The sequence below is a fragment of the Salipiger mangrovisoli genome, assembly GCF_015223355.1.
Classification (GTDB): domain Bacteria; phylum Pseudomonadota; class Alphaproteobacteria; order Rhodobacterales; family Rhodobacteraceae; genus Salipiger; species Salipiger mangrovisoli.
In genome coordinates this window covers 230,280-246,069 of the sequence record NZ_JADFFK010000001.1, presented here as the reverse complement: position 1 = coordinate 246,069, position 15,790 = coordinate 230,280, and the positions used below count along the sequence as shown (strand labels likewise).

The window sequence follows — 15,790 nt, the reverse complement described above, 5'->3', positions numbered from 1 at the left end:
GAGATGACCACCGACGCAACCACCCGGATCGAAGAGACGGTCAAGGCCAACGACGTGGTGCTCTTCATGAAGGGCACCAAGACCATGCCGCAATGCGGCTTCTCCAGCCGCGTCGCTGGCGTGCTCAACTACATGGGCGTTGATTACCTCGACGTGAACGTGCTGGCCGATGACACCATCCGCCAGGGCATCAAGGACTACTCGGACTGGCCGACGATCCCGCAGCTCTACATCAAGGGCGAATTCGTCGGCGGCTGCGACATCGTCACCGAGATGACCCTCTCGGGCGAGCTCGACGCGCTGTTCGAGCAGAGCGGCGTGACCTATGACAAGGATGCCGCCGACAAGATCCGCGAAGCCAACGCCTGATCCGTCCCCGGATCCGACCGAGTGACAGCGATCACCCTCCACACGGCGGCGAGTCCCGAGGATTTCGCCGCCGTGCGCGCGCTCTGTCTCGCCTACCGCGACGACCTGCGCGCGCATCACCCCGCCGCCCCGGCGCTGGTGGCTCTGTTCTACCCCGATCCCGCCTACACCGAGCTGCTGGACGCCCTGCCCGGCAAGCATGACGCCGTGCTTCTGGCCAGGATCGAAGGTGCCCCCGTCGGCTGCGCCATGTCGCAGCGGCTGCCCGATGGCAGCAGCGAGATCAAGCGGGTCTATGTGGCCCCCGAGGCACGCGGCCACGGGCTCGCCGGGCTGCTGGTCGAAGAGCTGGCACGGCGCGCCCGCGCCGCCGGCGCGCCCCTGCTCCGGCTCGACACCTTGAAGACACTGGACGCTGCCTGCCATCTCTACGCCAAGCTGGGCTTTGCCGAGCGCGGCCCCTACCAGCCGGTCCCCGAGATCGCCCTGCCGTACCTGCGCTTCTTCGAACGCCGTCCCTGAGCCGGCTTCGCTGAACCGCGGGCCGGATCAACCCGGCTGGGTGACCACGATGGCACCCTTTTCGGTTGCCACCACCGTATGCTCGTATTGCACCACCGGCGCGCAGGGCTCGCTGTAGAGCGTCCAGCCATCCTCGCCCTCGCTGGCCCAGAGCCCCCCCATCGACAGGAAGGGCTCGACGGTCAGCACCAGACCCTTGGTGATGCGCCGCCGCTCGCCGCGCACCGGCCAGGTGGGAATTTCCTCGGGATACTCGTGCAACGAATGGCCGACGCCATGGCTGGCGAGATTGCGGATCAGCGTATAGCCCTTCTCGCCGGCGAAGCGTCCGATGGCATCGCCGATGCCCGCCAGCGGCCGGTCGGCGCCGACCTGCGAGATGCCGATCTGCATCGCCTTCTTGCCGTCGCGGCAAAGCTTGTCGAGCGGCGCCTTCACCGGATCGACGCGGAAGGTGGCCCCGGTGTCGGCGAAGAACCCCAGTTTCGAGGCCGAGACGTCGATGTTCACCAGGTCGCCCCGCTTGATCACCCGGCTGCCGGGAATGCCGTGGGCAATCTCCTCGTTGATGCTGATGCAAGTGGCTCCCGGAAAGCCGTAGGTCGATTCCGGCGCCGATTCCGCGCCCTCGCGCTCGAGCATCTCGCGACCGATCTGGTCAAGCTCGCGGGTCGTCATGCCCGGCTCCATCGCCCGGACCATGCCCTGCAGGGTGTTGGCGACGACCCGGCCGATCTCCTTCAGCCCGTCGAGGTCTTCCATCTCGGTGATCGTCATCTGCCACTCCCGATTTCCGGAGGGGCAGAGTACCCCGGAACAGGCCGGATGTCCCCTGCCGAGCGCGCCGCGCCGCCCTGCGCAGGGCGCATGATGGGCGTGACTCCGCCGCATGGGCACTCAGCGCCCGGAACGGGGCCGCCGCTGGCAGTCGGGCGCTGCCGGTCAGCTCCCGGCGTTGGGATCCTCGTAGACGCCCTGCTCCTTCAGCGCGTCGATGACCTCTTTCGGCATGTAGGTCTCGTCGTGCTTGGCGAGGATCTCTGTGGCGCGGAACACGCCATCGACGTAGCGCCCGGTGCCGACCATGCCCTGGTTCTCGTCGAAAAGGTCCGGCAGCACGCCTTCGAAGACCACCGGCACCGAGGCGCCGCCATCGGTCACCGAGAAGCTGATCTCATGCCCCTGGCCGCGCACCAGCGAGCCCGCCTCCACCAGCCCGCCGATGCGGAAGGTCTCGTTCGGCGAGGGCGGCGCCTCGACCACCTGGCTCGGTGAGCGGAAGAAATTGATGCCGTCGCGCATCGCGTAGCCGATCAGCGCGGCCGAGACGACCAGCGCCACCGCGGCCAGCGCCACGATCTGGATGCGCCGCTGCTTCTTCAGCGATTTGAGACCCATCTTCTTCTCCTCGGCAAGGATGCCGTTCTTTCTATATGGCACCCTAGGGCGCCGAGAGAACGGCTCCAAATCAAATTGCGTCACCGCGTCGCGCCCGCCCGGTCTTTCTTCTGGGCCGAAATATCCCGGGGGCGCGGGGGCAGCGCCCCCGCTCTGTCCCGCATGTGGGGGCAGCGCCCCTCTTGGGCCGTCTCTCAGACGCTCTCGAACCTCAGCGGTCGCTTCAGGAACTGCGTCGCATGCACCGAAACCTTGCGCGGATCGCCGGTGGTCAGGAAACGGCTCTCGGTGCCGCTGCCGTACATGTCGGGATGGCGCTGGAGGTAGTCGGCAAGCGAATCCGCCACGAGGTTGGCCTGCGAATAGACCGCGACCCCCTCGCCCAGGGCCTCCTGGAAGACCTCGAGCATCAGCGGGTAATGGGTGCACCCGAGGATCGCCGCCTGGGGTTCGGGCATCTTGCGCTTGAGCGCCTCGACGTGGCTGCGCACCAGCGCCTCGGCAAGGATCATGTCGCCGTCCTCGATCGCATCGACCAGCCCGCCGCAGGCCTGGGCCTCGACGTCGACGCCAATGGCGCGGAACGCGAGCTCGCGCTGGAAGGCGCGGCTGCGCACCGTGGCGGGGGTGGCAAAGAGCGCGACATGCTGCACCGCGACCTCGCGCGGCGGCGAGTTGTCGCCCCATTGGCGCTCGGTCAGCGCCTCGATCAGCGGCACGAAGACGCCGAGCACGCGCTTGCCCTTCGGCAACCCGCCTTCCTGCATCCGGCGCAGCGCCGCCGCCGAGGCGGTGTTGCAGGCGAGGATCACCAGGTCGCAGCCGGCGTCCCAGAGGCGGTGCACCGCGTCGACGGTCAGCTTGTGGATGTCATCCGCGTCGCGCACGCCGTAGGGCGCGTGCCGGTTGTCACCGTAATAGACCAGCGGCACCTCGGGCAGCCGCTTCGCGACCGCGTCGAGAACCGTGAGCCCACCAAGCCCGGAATCGAACACACCAACCGCCATTCTCTGCCCTCCTTGCCGGACGAGTTCCGCCCTGCTGTGCCGCTCCGCGCCGACTCGCGCCGGGGAAGCCTTGGGCATCGCTCTTACGGCGCTTTGGCAGCGAGATCCATCGCGCCCTGCGGGCCTGTCACGACATCGTTCGCGCCGGCGCGCCACCGGACCAGCCGGGCTCGCGGGGGCGCTGCCCCCGCACCCCCGGGATATTTCCGCCTAGAAGAATGGCAGGGAGGGCGCCCGTCCGCCCCCCCCCTTGCAGGGGCCGTCATTCGGCCGCTTCGGCGAAGGGCGTGCCGCCGGCGCGGATGGTCGCGAGCAGCTCCTCGCGGCGCTTGGCGGCGGCGCGCTCGGCCTGTTCCTTCACCGGGCCGTAGCCGCGGATCCGCAGCGGCAGCTCGGCGAGCGCGATGGTGGCCTCGAGGGTCCCGGGCGTCACCTTGGGCAGCACCTCCGCCATGTCGCGCTCGTATTGCGCAATGAGCGCGCGTTCCATCTTCCGCTCCGCCGTGCGGCCGAAGGGGTCGAGGGCGGTGCCGCGCAGCCATTTCAGCTTCGCCAGCAGGCCGAAGACCCTGAGCATGGACTCGCCGTAGGTCTTCTTCTGCGGGCGACCGTCCGAACCCACTTTCGCCAGCATCGGCGGCGCGAGGTGGAAGCTCATCTCGAAGCCGGGCTCGAAGGTTTCCTCGGCCTTCCGGCGCGTCTCGAGATGCATCCGCGCCACCTCGTATTCGTCCTTGTAGGCGAGCAGCTTGTGATAGCCCCTGGCCACCGCCTCGCGCAGGCGCTTGTTGGCTATGCCGTCGAGCAGGGTGCGGTATTTCTTCGCCAGCCGCCGGTTCTGGTAGACCTCGAGATGCTCCGCGCGGAAGGCGATCTTCTCGTCGAGCGACTTCGGCTTCGGGGTCACCTTCGGGGTGATCAGCGCCGCCGCCTCGGCGGAATGCAGCACCGCCCAGCGGCCGATCTCGAAGGCGCGCAGGTTGCGTTCGACCGCCGCACCGTTGAGGCGGATCGCCTCCTCGATGGCGTCGTGGGGCAGCGGAAGGAGACCCTGCTGCCATGCCGCGCCGAGGATCATCATGTTCGAGAAGATCGAGTCGCCCATGGTGACGCGCGCCAGCTCGGTTGCATCGAAGATCGCCAGCCGGTCCTGCATCCGCGCCTCGAGCGCCACGCGCAGCTGGTCGAAGGGCAGCTGGAACTCAGGTTGGCGGGTGAACTCGCCGGTGATGATCTCGTGCCCGTTGACCACCGCGCCGGTGCGCCCGCGCCGCGTCAGCCCCAGTGTCTTGGCCCCGGCGCTGACCACGAGGTCGCCGCCGATCAGCGCATCGGCCTCGCCGGTGGCCACGCGCACCGCCGAGATGTCCTCGGGGCGCTTGGCCAGCCGCAGGTGGATGTGCACCGCGCCGCCCTTCTGCGCGAGGCCGGCCATCTCCATCATGCCCGCGCCCATGCCGGCGATCTGCGCCGCCTGCGCCAGCACGGCACCCACGGTCACCACGCCGGTGCCGCCGACGCCGGTGATCACCACGTTGTGGGTCTTGTCGATCTGCGGCAGCTGCGGCTGCGGCAGGTGCGGCAGGTCGAGATCGGTGGTCTCGCCCTTGCGCATCTTCGCGCCTTCAAGGGTCACGAAGGAGGGGCAGAAGCCCTTGAGGCAGGAATAGTCCTTGTTGCAGCTCGACTGGTCGATGGCGCGCTTGCGGCCAAGCTCGGTCTCGGCGGGGACGATCGAGACGCAGTTCGACTGCACGCCGCAATCGCCGCAGCCCTCGCAGACATCGGTGTTGATGAACACCCGCTTGTCGGGGTCCGGGAAGGTGCCCTTCTTGCGGCGGCGGCGCTTCTCGGCCGCGCAGGTCTGGATGTAGAGGATCACCGAAACGCCGCCGATCTTCTCGAAGCGCTTCTGCACCGCGTCCATCTCGGCGCGCTCGAACTTCTCGATGCCGCCGGGGAAAAGATCGAAGTTCACCTCTTCCTTCTCGTCGTAGACCACGGCGAGATGCTCGACGCCCATGGCCTTCAGCTCGCGCGCGATGCGGTCGGCGGTGAGCCCGCCCTCGTTCGGCTGGCCGCCGGTCATGGCGACCGCGTCGTTGTAGAGAACCTTGTAGGTGATGTTGGTGCCCGCGGCGAGCGCGGCGCGGATCGCCAGCGAGCCGGAGTGGTTGTAGGTGCCGTCGCCGAGGTTCTGGAAGACGTGGCTGCGCTTGGAGAAGGGCGCCTCGCCGACCCAGTTCACCCCTTCGCCGCCCATATGGGTGAAGCCGGTGGTGCTGCGGTCCATCCATTGCACCATGTAATGGCAGCCGATCCCGGCGTAGGCGCGCGAGCCCTCGGGCACCTTGGTGGACGTATTGTGCGGGCAGCCCGAGCAGAAGTAGGGCAGCCGCGCCGCGAGATCGGGGGCGTTGTCGGCCTTGCGCGCCTCGTCGAGCGCGGTGAGCCCGGCCTTGATGCCCTCGGTGCCGCGGCTCTCCTCGACGAAGATCTCGCCGAGCTTCTGGGCGATCCACACAGGATCGAGCGCGCCGCGGGTGGGGAAGAGCTCCTCGCGGTGCATGCCGCCCGCCCCGCCCTTGTACCAGCCGTAGACCCGGCGGCCGCGGCGGTCGTCGAAGATCGCCTCCTTGACCTGCACCTCGATCAGCTTGCGCTTCTCCTCGACGATGACGATGAGCTCGAGCCCCTCGGCCCAGTCGTGGAAGCCCTTCATGTCGAGCGGGAAGGTCTGGCCCACCTTGTAGGTGGTGATCCCCAGCCGCTCGGCCTCAGCCTCGTCGATGTTTAGGAGCGACAGGGCGTGTTGCAGGTCGAGCCAGTTCTTCCCCGCCGCGACGAGGCCGATCTTGGCGCCGGGCTTGCCCCAGACGCGCTTGTCCATGCCGTTCGCGCGCGAGAAGGCCTCGGCGGCGAAGCGCTTGTAATCGATCATCCGCGCTTCCTGCGCGTGCGGCGTGTCGCCGAGGCGGATGTTGAGCCCGCCCTCGGGCATCAGGAACTCCGGTGTGACCAGCGACATGCGGTCCGGGCGGCCGTCGACCACGGCGGTGGCCTCGACCGTGTCCTTCATCGTCTTCAGCCCGACCCAGAGGCCGGAGAAGCGCGAGAGCGCGAAGCCGTAGATGCCGAAGTCCAGCACCTCCTGCACGCCCGCGGGCGAGACCACGGGCATGTAGGCATCGACCAGCGCCCATTCGGACTGGTGCAGCACCGTCGAGCTTTCGCCGGTGTGATCGTCACCCATCGCCATGAGCACGCCGCCGTGCCGCGAGGTGCCCGCCATGTTGGCGTGGCGCATCACGTCGCCCGAGCGGTCGACGCCGGGGCCCTTGCCGTACCAGAGGCCGAAGACCCCGTCGTACCTGCCCTCGCCGCGCAGCTCGGCCTGCTGGCTGCCCCAGAGCGCGGTGGCCGCCAGATCCTCGTTCAGCCCCTCCTGGAAACGGATGTCATTCTCGGCCAGCAGCTTGCCGGCGCGCTTCATCTGGATGTCGACAGCGCCCAGCGGCGAGCCTCGGTAGCCCGTCACATAGCCCGCCGTGTTCAGCCCGGCGGCGCGATCGCGCTCTTTTTGCATCAACATCAGGCGGACCAGCGCCTGTGTGCCATTCAAAAGGACGGAATTCTTGTTTAGATCGAACCTGTCCTGCAGGGAAATTGCTTGCTTGCTCATGCGCGCCTCCCTTCGCTCATCGTGCTTGCAGCTCTGCCCCATGATAGGTCACACATTCTGACCTGGATAGGGAAATTTTCGTGATTTTCCGCCACACAGGTAAGATGTGTTTCCGTTAATCGTTCCTGTCGTATACAGGGCGCCAAAGTTGAATAAGATGCCGCCATGGATTGGGATAAGCTCAGGATCTTTCACGCTGTCGCAGATGCGGGCAGCCTGACACACGCGGGAGATGCGCTGCATCTGTCGCAATCCGCCGTGTCTCGGCAAATCCGGGCGCTGGAAGAGGCGCTCGATACGACGCTGTTCCACCGCCACGCGCGGGGACTGATTCTCACCGAGCAGGGTGAGCTGCTCTTCGATGCCACCGCCGCCATGGTGAAACGCATCGACAGCGCCACCGCGCGCATCCGCGACAGCGAGGAAGAGGTGTTCGGCGAGCTGAAGGTCACCACGACCCACGGCTTCGGCGTGCTCTGGCTCGCGCCGCGCCTGACCAAGCTCTACGAGAAGTACCCCGACCTGAAGATCGACCTCATGCTCGAGGAACGGGTGCTCGACCTGCCGATGCGCGAGGCCGACGTGGCGATCCGCATGAAGGAGCCGAGCCAGGCGGACCTCATCCGCAAGCGGCTGATGTCGATCCGCATGCGCATGTACGCCTCGCCCGCCTATCTCGAGGCGAACGGCCTGCCCGAGTCGCTCGAGGATCTCTCGTCGCACCGGCTGATCTGCCAGAATCCGAACTCCGCGCAGGTGCTTTCGGGCAAGGCGCTGGTGCAGAAGCTGCTCTCCTACGACATCCGCACGGGCCTCACGGTGAACAACTACTTCGGCGTGCTGCAGGCAGTGATCGCGAATCTCGGCATCGGCGTGCTTCCGGACTACATCATCGAGGACTTCCCGCATGTCGTGCGGGTGCTGCCCGACGTCGAGTCCAACGAGGTGCCCGTGTTCCTCGCCTATCCCGAAGAATTGCGTCATTCCAAGCGGGTAACAGCCTTCCGCGACTTCGTGCAGGACGAGATCTTCGCGCATCGGCGGCAGCTGAAGGCGATGGGCGCCGATTGATTTCGCCCAAAATTTGGGCGCCATGCAAACAATGCATGGCAGCAATGTCCGACTGTGACCGTTTCGACCCTTGATCGACTCAAGACTGATCACATATTCAGCACACGAAGCTTGAAGCGCCCTCGTGCGCATCATCTTCAACCTCCCTGTTGGACTTCGGCCGAGCTTTGTGCTCGGCCTTTTTTTTGCCGGAACCCCTGCGCATTTGGGTCCGCCCCCCTGTTGCGCTACCCTGCCCGCCGTGACAGCGACGCTGACAGGGAGCCTCGCATGGCGGCAGACGAGATTTCTCCGGGTAACCTGGACCAGCAGGCCTTCTGGACCGAGGGCCCCGGTCTCAACTGGGTGGCGATGCGTGACGAGCTCGACACGCTGCACGCCAACCTTTCCGAGCTTGTGCTGGCGGCGGCTGCGCCCCGGCTGGGCGAAACCGCCATCGACATCGGCTGCGGCGCCGGCGCGACCACGCTTGCGCTTGCCGCGGCGGTCCTACCCGATGGACGGGTCACGGGGCTTGATGTCTCCACCTCGCTGCTCGAGGTGGCCCGAGCGAGGGCCGAGGCGCTTGACGGCATCCGCCCCGACTTCATTCACACCGACGCGCAGGTCTGGCGGCCCCTGTCCCCCGTGGACCTGTGCCTGTCCCGCATGGGCGTGATGTTCTTTGACGATCCCGATGCGGCCTTCGCCAATATCCTGCAGTTCCTGAAGCCCGGCGGGCGCCTGGCGTTCATCTGCTGGCGCGGAATCGAGGAGAACCCGTGGTTCGACCTGCCGATGAAGGCCGCGGTGGATCACCTCGGCCCGCCCGCCCCTGGCAATCCCGATGCGCCCGGCCCCATGGCCTTTCGCGATCCGGAGCGGGTGCGCGGCACTCTCTCCCGCGCGGGGTTTTCCGATATATCAATAGAGACGGTGGACGCCGTGCTGCGGCTGCCCAAGGGCATGAAGGCCGCCGTCCTCGCCACGCGCATCGGCCCCGCGGTGCGGCACATGCGCGACAAGGGCGCCACCGAAACGCAGGCGCAGGCCATTCAGGATGACATTCATGCGGCCTTTGCCCCCTATGAGACGGCCGAAGGGGCCGAAGTGCCCGCAAGAATGAACCTTGTGACAGCCCGAAGGCCTTGACCCCTCTTCCCCCTTTGCCGCCCTTGCCTTAAAGAGCGCCTCAACCACGCTAAGGGGAGTCAGGATGCAGGAACCGTCCATCACCGAAGAGCTCATCGCCGCCCACGGGATCAAACCCGATGAATACGAGCGGATCCTGCAGATCATCGGCCGCGAGCCGACGTTCACCGAGCTGGGGATCTTCTCGGCCATGTGGAACGAGCACTGCTCCTACAAGAGCTCGAAGATCCACCTGCGCAAGCTGCCGACCAAGGGTCCGCAGGTCATCTGCGGCCCGGGCGAAAACGCCGGCGTTGTGGACATCGGTGACGGCCAGGCGGTCATCTTCAAGATGGAAAGCCACAACCACCCGTCCTACATCGAGCCCTACCAGGGCGCGGCGACGGGCGTGGGCGGCATCCTGCGCGACGTCTTCACCATGGGCGCCCGCCCCATCGCGGCGATGAACGCGCTCTCCTTCGGCGAGAAGGACCACCCCAAGACCCGTCAGCTGGTGCATGGCGTTGTCGAGGGTGTCGGCGGCTACGGCAACTGCTTCGGCGTGCCGACGGTCGGCGGCGAAGTCCGCTTCCACCCCGCCTACAACGGCAACTGCCTGGTCAACGCCTTCGCGGCCGGCCTCGCGGACACCGACAGCATCTTCTACTCCGCCGCCTCGGGCGTTGGCCGCCCGGTCGTGTACCTCGGCGCCAAGACCGGCCGTGACGGCGTCGGCGGCGCGACCATGGCCTCGGCGGAATTCGACGAGACCATCGAAGAGAAGCGCCCCACCGTTCAGGTCGGCGATCCCTTCACCGAAAAGCGCCTGATGGAAGCCTGCCTCGAGCTGATGCAGACCGGCGCGGTGATCTCGATCCAGGACATGGGTGCCGCGGGTCTGACCTGCTCGGCCGTGGAAATGGGCGACAAGGGCAACCTCGGCGTACGCCTCGACCTCGAGAAGGTGCCGGTGCGCGAAAAGAACATGACCGCCTACGAGATGATGCTTTCGGAGAGCCAGGAGCGCATGCTCATGGTGCTCGACCCGGCGAAGGAAGCCGAGGCGAAGGCCGTCTTCGACAAGTGGGACCTCGACTTCGCCATCGTCGGCGAGACCATCGCCGAGGACCGCTTCCTCATCGTGCTGAACGGTGAAGTCAAAGCCGACCTGCCGCTCAAGGCGCTGTCGGGCACCGCGCCCGAGTACGACCGCCCCTGGGTCGCCACCCCCGCCGCCGAGCCGCTGGCCGATGTGCCGGGCGTCGATCCGATCGACGGGCTGAAGGCGCTGATCTCCTCTCCGAACTACTGCTCGCGCGAATGGGTCTACGAGCAATACGACAGCCAGGTCATGGCCGACACCGTGCGCATCCCCGGCTTCGGTGCCGGCGTGATCCGCGTGCACGGCACCGACAAGAAGCTCGCCTTCACCTCGGACGTGACGCCGCGCTACGTGCGCGCCAACCCGGTCGAGGGCGGCAAGCAGGCGGTGGCGGAAGCCTATCGCAACCTCGTCTCCGTCGGCGCCCGCCCGCTGGCGACCACCGACAACATGAACTTCGGCAACCCCGAGAAGCCCGAGATCATGGGCCAGTTCGTCGGCGCCATCGACGGCATCGGCGCGGCCTGCATCGCGCTCGACACGCCGATCGTCTCGGGCAACGTCTCGCTCTACAACGAGACCGACGGCGAGCCGATCCTGCCAACCCCGACCATCGGCGCCGTGGGCCTGATCGCCGCCGGCGAAGAGCCGATCCTCGGCTATGCCCGCGAAGGCCATGTCGCGCTGCTCGTCGGCGAGACCAAGGGCCATCTCGGCCAGTCCGCCCTGCTTGCAGAGGTGTTCAACCGCGAGGAAGGCGACGCCCCGGCGGTCGATCTCGAGGCCGAGCGCCGCAATGGCGAGTTCATCCTCGCCAACCGCGAGCTGATCCGCAGCTGCTGCGACCTGTCGGATGGTGGCCTTGCCATGGCCGCCTTCGAGATGGCGGAGGCCTCGGGCGTTGGCGTGCACATCGACGCGGCCGACACCCCGACCCTTTTCGGCGAGGATCAGGGCCGCTACCTGATCGCCTGCAACTTCGACGCCGCCGAGGCGCTGATGACCGCGGCCTCCGCCGCCGGTGTGCAGATCGCCACCGTTGGCAAGTTCAGCGGCGAGACGGTCCGTTTCGGCAGCAGCGAAGCGCCTCTCGCAGAGCTTGCAACCGCTTACCGCGGCAGCTTCGGCTCCTACTTCGGGTGATGCGACCGGGTGCGCTTCGGCGCCACCCGGCTCAGGAAACCCCTTATTGTCGGCAGCATCCCGCCGACCAACCGCCGCATCTTCGCCAGATGCGGCGGTTTTCCCTTCCCCAGCGTCATGTTGACACAAAACACCTCGGAACGGCGCTCCCCCGGACCTTGTCTGCCTCGGGCAAAGTCCTAGATTAGATTACACCACCATTAAGAGCGTCAGCCACCGTCGATACAACCACAGGCAGCAAACGCCCGATTTATCCGACGCCCCAGAATTCCGAGTTACATAGAATACCATGAACAATTGGGACGACCTCCGGTTCCTCGTCGCGCTTTCAAAAACTGGCACGATGACAGCCGCGGCAAAGCTCCTCGGGACCAATACCGCGACCGTTTCGCGCAGGATCGAACGCCTGTCCGAGACCTTGGGTGTGCCCGCTTTCGTGAAAACCTCGGATGGCTGGCGGCCGTCCGAAGCCGTGCGCGAGCTGATCAATGTCGCGCAGAACTTCGACGGGCAGCTCAAGTCCACCTTGAACAACCACGGCGTCGGCCTCGACGTGGACACCGTGTCGTTGAGCCTCGGGGCCTCGCCGATCATCGCCTCGCTTGTGCTGTTTCCGGGCCTCGGGCGGCAGGCTGACATGCTGCCGGGCGTGCAACTCACGGTAACGGAGCGGCAGCAACGCGAGGGGCTTGGCGAGAACGATCTTGTGGTGCAGTTCGGACGCCCCGACCAGGGCCGCATCGTTGCACGCAAGGCCGGCGAGATGAGCTTCCGGCCCTACCGCTTCAGGGAGTCCGACGCGGATGGCGACTGGGCCGGGCTGAACACCAGCCTGAACCGGTCGCGTATCCTCCGGCAGGCCCACGCGCTCTTCGGCAAGGAGCCGAAGATCACAGTCGACAACTTCATCGGCCTTCACGCGCTGATGCAAAGCACGCGCATGGCCGGGCCGCTGCCAGACCTTCTCGCGCGCAGGACATCCGAGCTTGTTCCGCTGCGTCCCGAAGCCGCACCAGAGACGCTGGAATGTTGGCTGTTCTATCATGAGAGCCGCCGCTCGGACAGCGGCATGCGGCGCGCAGTCGACTGGATTATCCAGTGTTTCGAGCAGCTTGAAAACTTATCCCCGCAAAAGGAAGAGCAGTTCTAGGTGAGTTTACGCAAAGTTAGACTTGAAAAATTCCAGCTTGGTTTTGTGCCTACCAAATGTAACACTCTGAATATGTTAAAAACCGGACACCTTCGATTCCGGACGTAGCGAGCAGCAGCATGGTCGGCATCATCCCTTCTCTTCAGTGCGCCCTGCGCGTGACCTTGGCTTTGATTTTCGGCCATACCATCGCGCTGGATATCTTCGTCAACGATCCCGCGCTCATCGGGGCCTTCGAAGTGCGCCTGCCCGGTCTGATACCCTCGCTCTTCTGCATCGCCCTGGCCTCGATCGCGATCTGGCTGATCCTCGGCGTCGGCACCCGCAGCTTCGCGGTGCTCGGCGCTGCGCTCTACACGGTGCACGAGGTGATCCTGCGCGGCCAGTTGCTGCCCGACCCCCAGATTGTCCAGAGCTCGCTTCTGGTTGCCATCCTCGCCCTGCCGCTCATTATTTTCGGCGGAGGGCGCTTCAGCGTGAACGCGGACCTTCAACCGGAACCCGTTTGATCGCGCGTCCATCACTCACGGACACAAGGCAAAAAGCGGCCCCCTCGGGGGCCGCTTTTATCTTGTCCTGTTTCGGATATCAGAGCCCGTAGAGGGCGGCGAACTTGGCTTCGAGATACTCCAGCAGCGGCGCTTCCGAAGGCGCAAACCCGCAGGCGCGCTCGATCACATCGCGCGGCGCGTAAAGCCCGCCGTGCTGCTGCACATTGTCCCGCAGCCAGCCCGTCGCGCCGCCGAGATCGCCCGCCGCCATCTGCGCGTCGAGATCCGGGACCGCCTGGCGCAGCGCCTTGTGCAGGCAGCCCGCATAAACGTTTCCAAGGCTGTAGGTGGGGAAATAGCCGAAGAGCCCTGCCGACCAATGCACGTCTTGCAGCACCCCGTCCGAGGGCTTGTCCACGGCGAAGCCGAAATCGGCCGCGAAGCGCTCGTTCCAGGCGGCCTCAAGCTCGTCCACCGGCAAATCGCCCGAAATCAGCGCCCGCTCGAGATCGAAGCGCAGGAGAACGTGCAGGTTGTACTGCACCTCATCGGATTCCGTACGAATGTAATTGTTCTGCACGGAGTTGACGCTTGCGTAGAACTCCTCGGCACTCAGCCCCAGATCGCCGAATTGCGCCACCATCTGCCCGTGCAGCCAGCCGGTGAAGGCGCGTGAGCGGCCGAGCTGGTTCTCGTAGATCCGGCTTTGGCTCTCATGCACGCCCATCGACACGCCCTCGCCGAGCGGCGTGAAGCGGTAGGCCGGAGCGATCGCCTGCTCGTAGGCGGCATGGCCGGTCTCGTGGATGGTCGAATAGATGCAGTTGAACGGGTCGAGCGGGTTGGTGCGCGTGGTGATCCGCACATCGTCGCCGCTGCCCGAACTGAACGGGTGCACGGCCTTGTCGATGCGGCCGCGCATCATGTCGTAACCGAAGGTCTCGGCCAGCGTCTGCGCAAGCCGCATCTGTGCCGCGTCATCGAAAGTGCCCTTGAGCGCCTTCGGTGCCGGCCGTTCGAGGATCGCCTGCCGCAGCGCAACGAGCCTCGGACGCAGCGCGCCGAACATGTCCGCGAGCTGCTGCGCAGTCGCTCCGGGCTCGTAGTCGTCGAGCAGCGCGTCGTAGACATCCCCCCCATCGGCCAGCGCGGCCCCCTCCTCGCGCTTCAGCGCGACGACCTCCTTCAGCACCGGGGCAAAGGCGGCGAAATTGTCATCCGCCCGCGCCTCTGCCCAGATGCGGTGCGCCCGGCTGGTGAGCCGCGCCAAGTCCGCCGCCAGCTTGCCCGGCACTCGGCCAGCGCGGGTGAAACTGCGCGTGATGTGCCGCAGCTGCGCCTGCCCGACCTCGTCAAGCGTGGCAGTGTCGATCGCCGCCAGCCAGTCGCCGACTCGCGGATCGGTGCGCCGCGCGTGCAGCACGCCTTCCAGAGCCGCGATTTCTTCCGATCTCTGCTCTGCCGCACCATGCGGCATGACGGCTTCCTGGTCCCAGCCAAGGCGCCCGGCCACCTGCGCCAGCGCACCGGTCTCGCGCTGGAACGCCATCAACTCGTCAAATGCGCTCATCTCAGCGGGCCTCGCGGATCGATTGCGGTTTCGGGAACTGCGCGCCGAAGCGCGCGCGCAGGATCAGCACCCAGAGCACCACCGCCCCGAGCTGGTGGGTGATCGCGATGTGCCAAGGCGCGATGTAGAGCACCGTGGCGATGCCCAGAACCACCTGCACGCAGAGCATGGCCATCACCGCGTTGAAGCGGAAGCGGGTGTCGGCATTGGCCGACTTGCGGCCGCGCAGCCAGACCACCACGCCGAAGATGAACACCAGATAGCCCATCATGCGGTGCATGAACTGCACGAGCCCCGGATCCTCGAAGAAGTTGCGCCAGACCGGCACCAGGTCGAAAGGCTGCGGCGGGAAGAAGCCACCCGCCATCAGCGGCCAGTCGGTGAACGAGCGGCCCGCGTCGATCCCGGCCACCAACGCGCCCAGCAGGATCTGCAGGAAGGCGGCGTGCAGCAGGCCGGTCGACATGGAGAAGAGCTTCGGCTCGCGCAGGCGGCGCGCCTGCATCAGCTCGCGCTCCTGCCGCCCCAGGAGGAAGATGTCCCAGGCGATGAAGCCGAGGATGATGAAGGCAAGGCCAAGATGCGTCGCCAGCCGGTAGGAGGCCACGGCGGTCATCTCGCCGACCAGCCCCGAGGACACCATCCACCAGCCCACCGCGCCCTGCAGCCCGCCAAGCCCGCCGAGCAGCAGCAGCCGCCCGGTCCAGCCGGTGGGAATCTGCCGCGCCACGAGGAAGACGAGGAAGCCAAGCGCCCAGACGAGGCCGATCACCCGGCCAAGCTGCCGGTGGCCCCATTCCCACCAGTAGATGCCCTTGAACTCCGACAGGGTCATGCCCTTGTTGAGCAGCTCGTATTGCGGGATCTGCTGGTAGAGGGTGAACTCTTCCTGCCATTCGGCCTCGCTCAGCGGCGGGATGGCCCCGTGCAGCGGCTTCCACTCGGTGATCGACAGGCCACTGTCGGTCAGCCGGGTCAGCCCGCCGACCACGATCATCGCCATCACCAGCGCGAAGAGCAGCATCAGCCAGACCCGGATCGCGCCGCGCGCGCCGCCGCGCCCCTTGTCGATCATGCCGCCCGTGGGGGCCGCCTTCGGGGTCTCGGCCCCAACCTCCTCGAAGAGCTTGCGGTTTCCGGCCATGGTCTTCTCCTACATCCGTCGCGGCGACGAT

Annotated in this window: 13 protein-coding genes; 7 read left to right on the top strand and 6 right to left on the bottom strand. The window is 66.6% G+C overall.

The window, feature by feature from the left end; genetic code table 11:
* Window positions 1–3: 3 nt before the first annotated feature.
* Window positions 4–369: a Grx4 family monothiol glutaredoxin gene (grxD, locus tag IQ782_RS01215; protein ID WP_194132784.1), complete on the top strand. Its 366-nt coding sequence runs from the start codon at window positions 4–6 to the stop codon at window positions 367–369.
* A 21-nt stretch (window positions 370–390) separates the two neighbouring features.
* Entirely contained in the window at window positions 391–891 is a 501-nt protein-coding gene (locus IQ782_RS29610; RefSeq protein WP_194132783.1) for a GNAT family N-acetyltransferase, read from the top strand.
* 27 nt (window positions 892–918) lie between these two features.
* Here the strand turns inward: IQ782_RS29610 and map are convergent, their stop codons facing one another.
* The 4 genes from map to IQ782_RS01190 all read right to left on the bottom strand — a co-directional run bounded on the left by map (window position 919) and on the right by IQ782_RS01190 (window position 6,978).
* Window positions 919–1,668, bottom strand: coding sequence for a type I methionyl aminopeptidase (map, locus tag IQ782_RS01205; protein ID WP_194132782.1), 750 nt, complete (start codon window positions 1,666–1,668; stop codon window positions 919–921).
* 165 nt (window positions 1,669–1,833) lie between these two features.
* The gene (ccmE, locus tag IQ782_RS01200) at window positions 1,834–2,289 is read right to left on the bottom strand and encodes a cytochrome c maturation protein CcmE (RefSeq protein ID WP_194132781.1); all 456 of its coding nucleotides are present in this window, start codon (window positions 2,287–2,289) and stop codon (window positions 1,834–1,836) included.
* Between the two features lie 194 nt (window positions 2,290–2,483).
* Window positions 2,484–3,296: a glutamate racemase gene (murI, locus tag IQ782_RS01195; RefSeq protein ID WP_194132780.1), complete on the bottom strand. Its 813-nt coding sequence runs from the start codon at window positions 3,294–3,296 to the stop codon at window positions 2,484–2,486.
* A gap of 262 nt (window positions 3,297–3,558) precedes the next feature.
* Window positions 3,559–6,978: an indolepyruvate ferredoxin oxidoreductase family protein gene (locus IQ782_RS01190; protein WP_194132779.1), complete on the bottom strand. Its 3,420-nt coding sequence runs from the start codon at window positions 6,976–6,978 to the stop codon at window positions 3,559–3,561.
* 165 nt (window positions 6,979–7,143) lie between these two features.
* Here IQ782_RS01190 and IQ782_RS01185 point away from each other — a divergent pair, with 165 nt between their 5' ends.
* From IQ782_RS01185 to IQ782_RS01165, 5 genes are all read left to right on the top strand, one after another.
* A complete protein-coding gene (locus IQ782_RS01185; RefSeq protein ID WP_194132778.1) occupies window positions 7,144–8,049 on the top strand; it encodes a LysR family transcriptional regulator in 906 nt (301 codons plus the stop codon).
* A gap of 270 nt (window positions 8,050–8,319) precedes the next feature.
* Window positions 8,320–9,180, top strand: a complete 861-nt coding sequence (locus IQ782_RS01180) for a class I SAM-dependent methyltransferase (RefSeq protein ID WP_194132777.1) — start codon at window positions 8,320–8,322, stop codon at window positions 9,178–9,180.
* Window positions 9,181–9,244: 64 nt separating this feature from the next.
* Window positions 9,245–11,404 carry a phosphoribosylformylglycinamidine synthase subunit PurL gene (gene purL / locus IQ782_RS01175; protein WP_194132776.1) on the top strand — a complete coding sequence of 720 codons (2,160 nt, stop codon included), beginning with the start codon at window positions 9,245–9,247 and terminating at the stop codon, window positions 11,402–11,404.
* A gap of 289 nt (window positions 11,405–11,693) precedes the next feature.
* Window positions 11,694–12,554 (top strand): LysR family transcriptional regulator, encoded by an 861-nt coding sequence (locus IQ782_RS01170; RefSeq protein WP_194132775.1) that lies wholly within the window; start codon window positions 11,694–11,696, stop codon window positions 12,552–12,554.
* 119 nt (window positions 12,555–12,673) lie between these two features.
* Window positions 12,674–13,063, top strand: coding sequence for a hypothetical protein (locus tag IQ782_RS01165; protein ID WP_194132774.1), 390 nt, complete (start codon window positions 12,674–12,676; stop codon window positions 13,061–13,063).
* A gap of 79 nt (window positions 13,064–13,142) precedes the next feature.
* Here IQ782_RS01165 and IQ782_RS01160 read toward each other — a convergent pair whose 3' ends face one another.
* A complete protein-coding gene (locus IQ782_RS01160; protein ID WP_194132773.1) occupies window positions 13,143–14,615 on the bottom strand; it encodes a carboxypeptidase M32 in 1,473 nt (490 codons plus the stop codon).
* A 1-nt stretch (window position 14,616) separates the two neighbouring features.
* The gene (gene ctaA / locus IQ782_RS01155; protein ID WP_194132772.1) at window positions 14,617–15,759 is read right to left on the bottom strand and encodes a heme A synthase; all 1,143 of its coding nucleotides are present in this window, start codon (window positions 15,757–15,759) and stop codon (window positions 14,617–14,619) included.
* Window positions 15,760–15,790: the final 31 nt, after the last annotated feature.

Coding starts and splice junctions, on each gene's coding strand:
- grxD (WP_194132784.1), top strand. CDS start 4: ATGACCACCGACGCAACCACCCGGATCGAAGAGACGGTCAAGGCCAAC.
- map (WP_194132782.1), bottom strand. CDS start 1,668: ATGACGATCACCGAGATGGAAGACCTCGACGGGCTGAAGGAGATCGGC.
- ccmE (WP_194132781.1), bottom strand. CDS start 2,289: ATGGGTCTCAAATCGCTGAAGAAGCAGCGGCGCATCCAGATCGTGGCG.
- murI (WP_194132780.1), bottom strand. CDS start 3,296: ATGGCGGTTGGTGTGTTCGATTCCGGGCTTGGTGGGCTCACGGTTCTC.
- IQ782_RS01190 (WP_194132779.1), bottom strand. CDS start 6,978: ATGAGCAAGCAAGCAATTTCCCTGCAGGACAGGTTCGATCTAAACAAG.
- IQ782_RS01185 (WP_194132778.1), top strand. CDS start 7,144: ATGGATTGGGATAAGCTCAGGATCTTTCACGCTGTCGCAGATGCGGGC.
- IQ782_RS01180 (WP_194132777.1), top strand. CDS start 8,320: ATGGCGGCAGACGAGATTTCTCCGGGTAACCTGGACCAGCAGGCCTTC.
- purL (WP_194132776.1), top strand. CDS start 9,245: ATGCAGGAACCGTCCATCACCGAAGAGCTCATCGCCGCCCACGGGATC.
- IQ782_RS01170 (WP_194132775.1), top strand. CDS start 11,694: ATGAACAATTGGGACGACCTCCGGTTCCTCGTCGCGCTTTCAAAAACT.
- IQ782_RS01165 (WP_194132774.1), top strand. CDS start 12,674: ATGGTCGGCATCATCCCTTCTCTTCAGTGCGCCCTGCGCGTGACCTTG.
- IQ782_RS01160 (WP_194132773.1), bottom strand. CDS start 14,615: ATGAGCGCATTTGACGAGTTGATGGCGTTCCAGCGCGAGACCGGTGCG.
- ctaA (WP_194132772.1), bottom strand. CDS start 15,759: ATGGCCGGAAACCGCAAGCTCTTCGAGGAGGTTGGGGCCGAGACCCCG.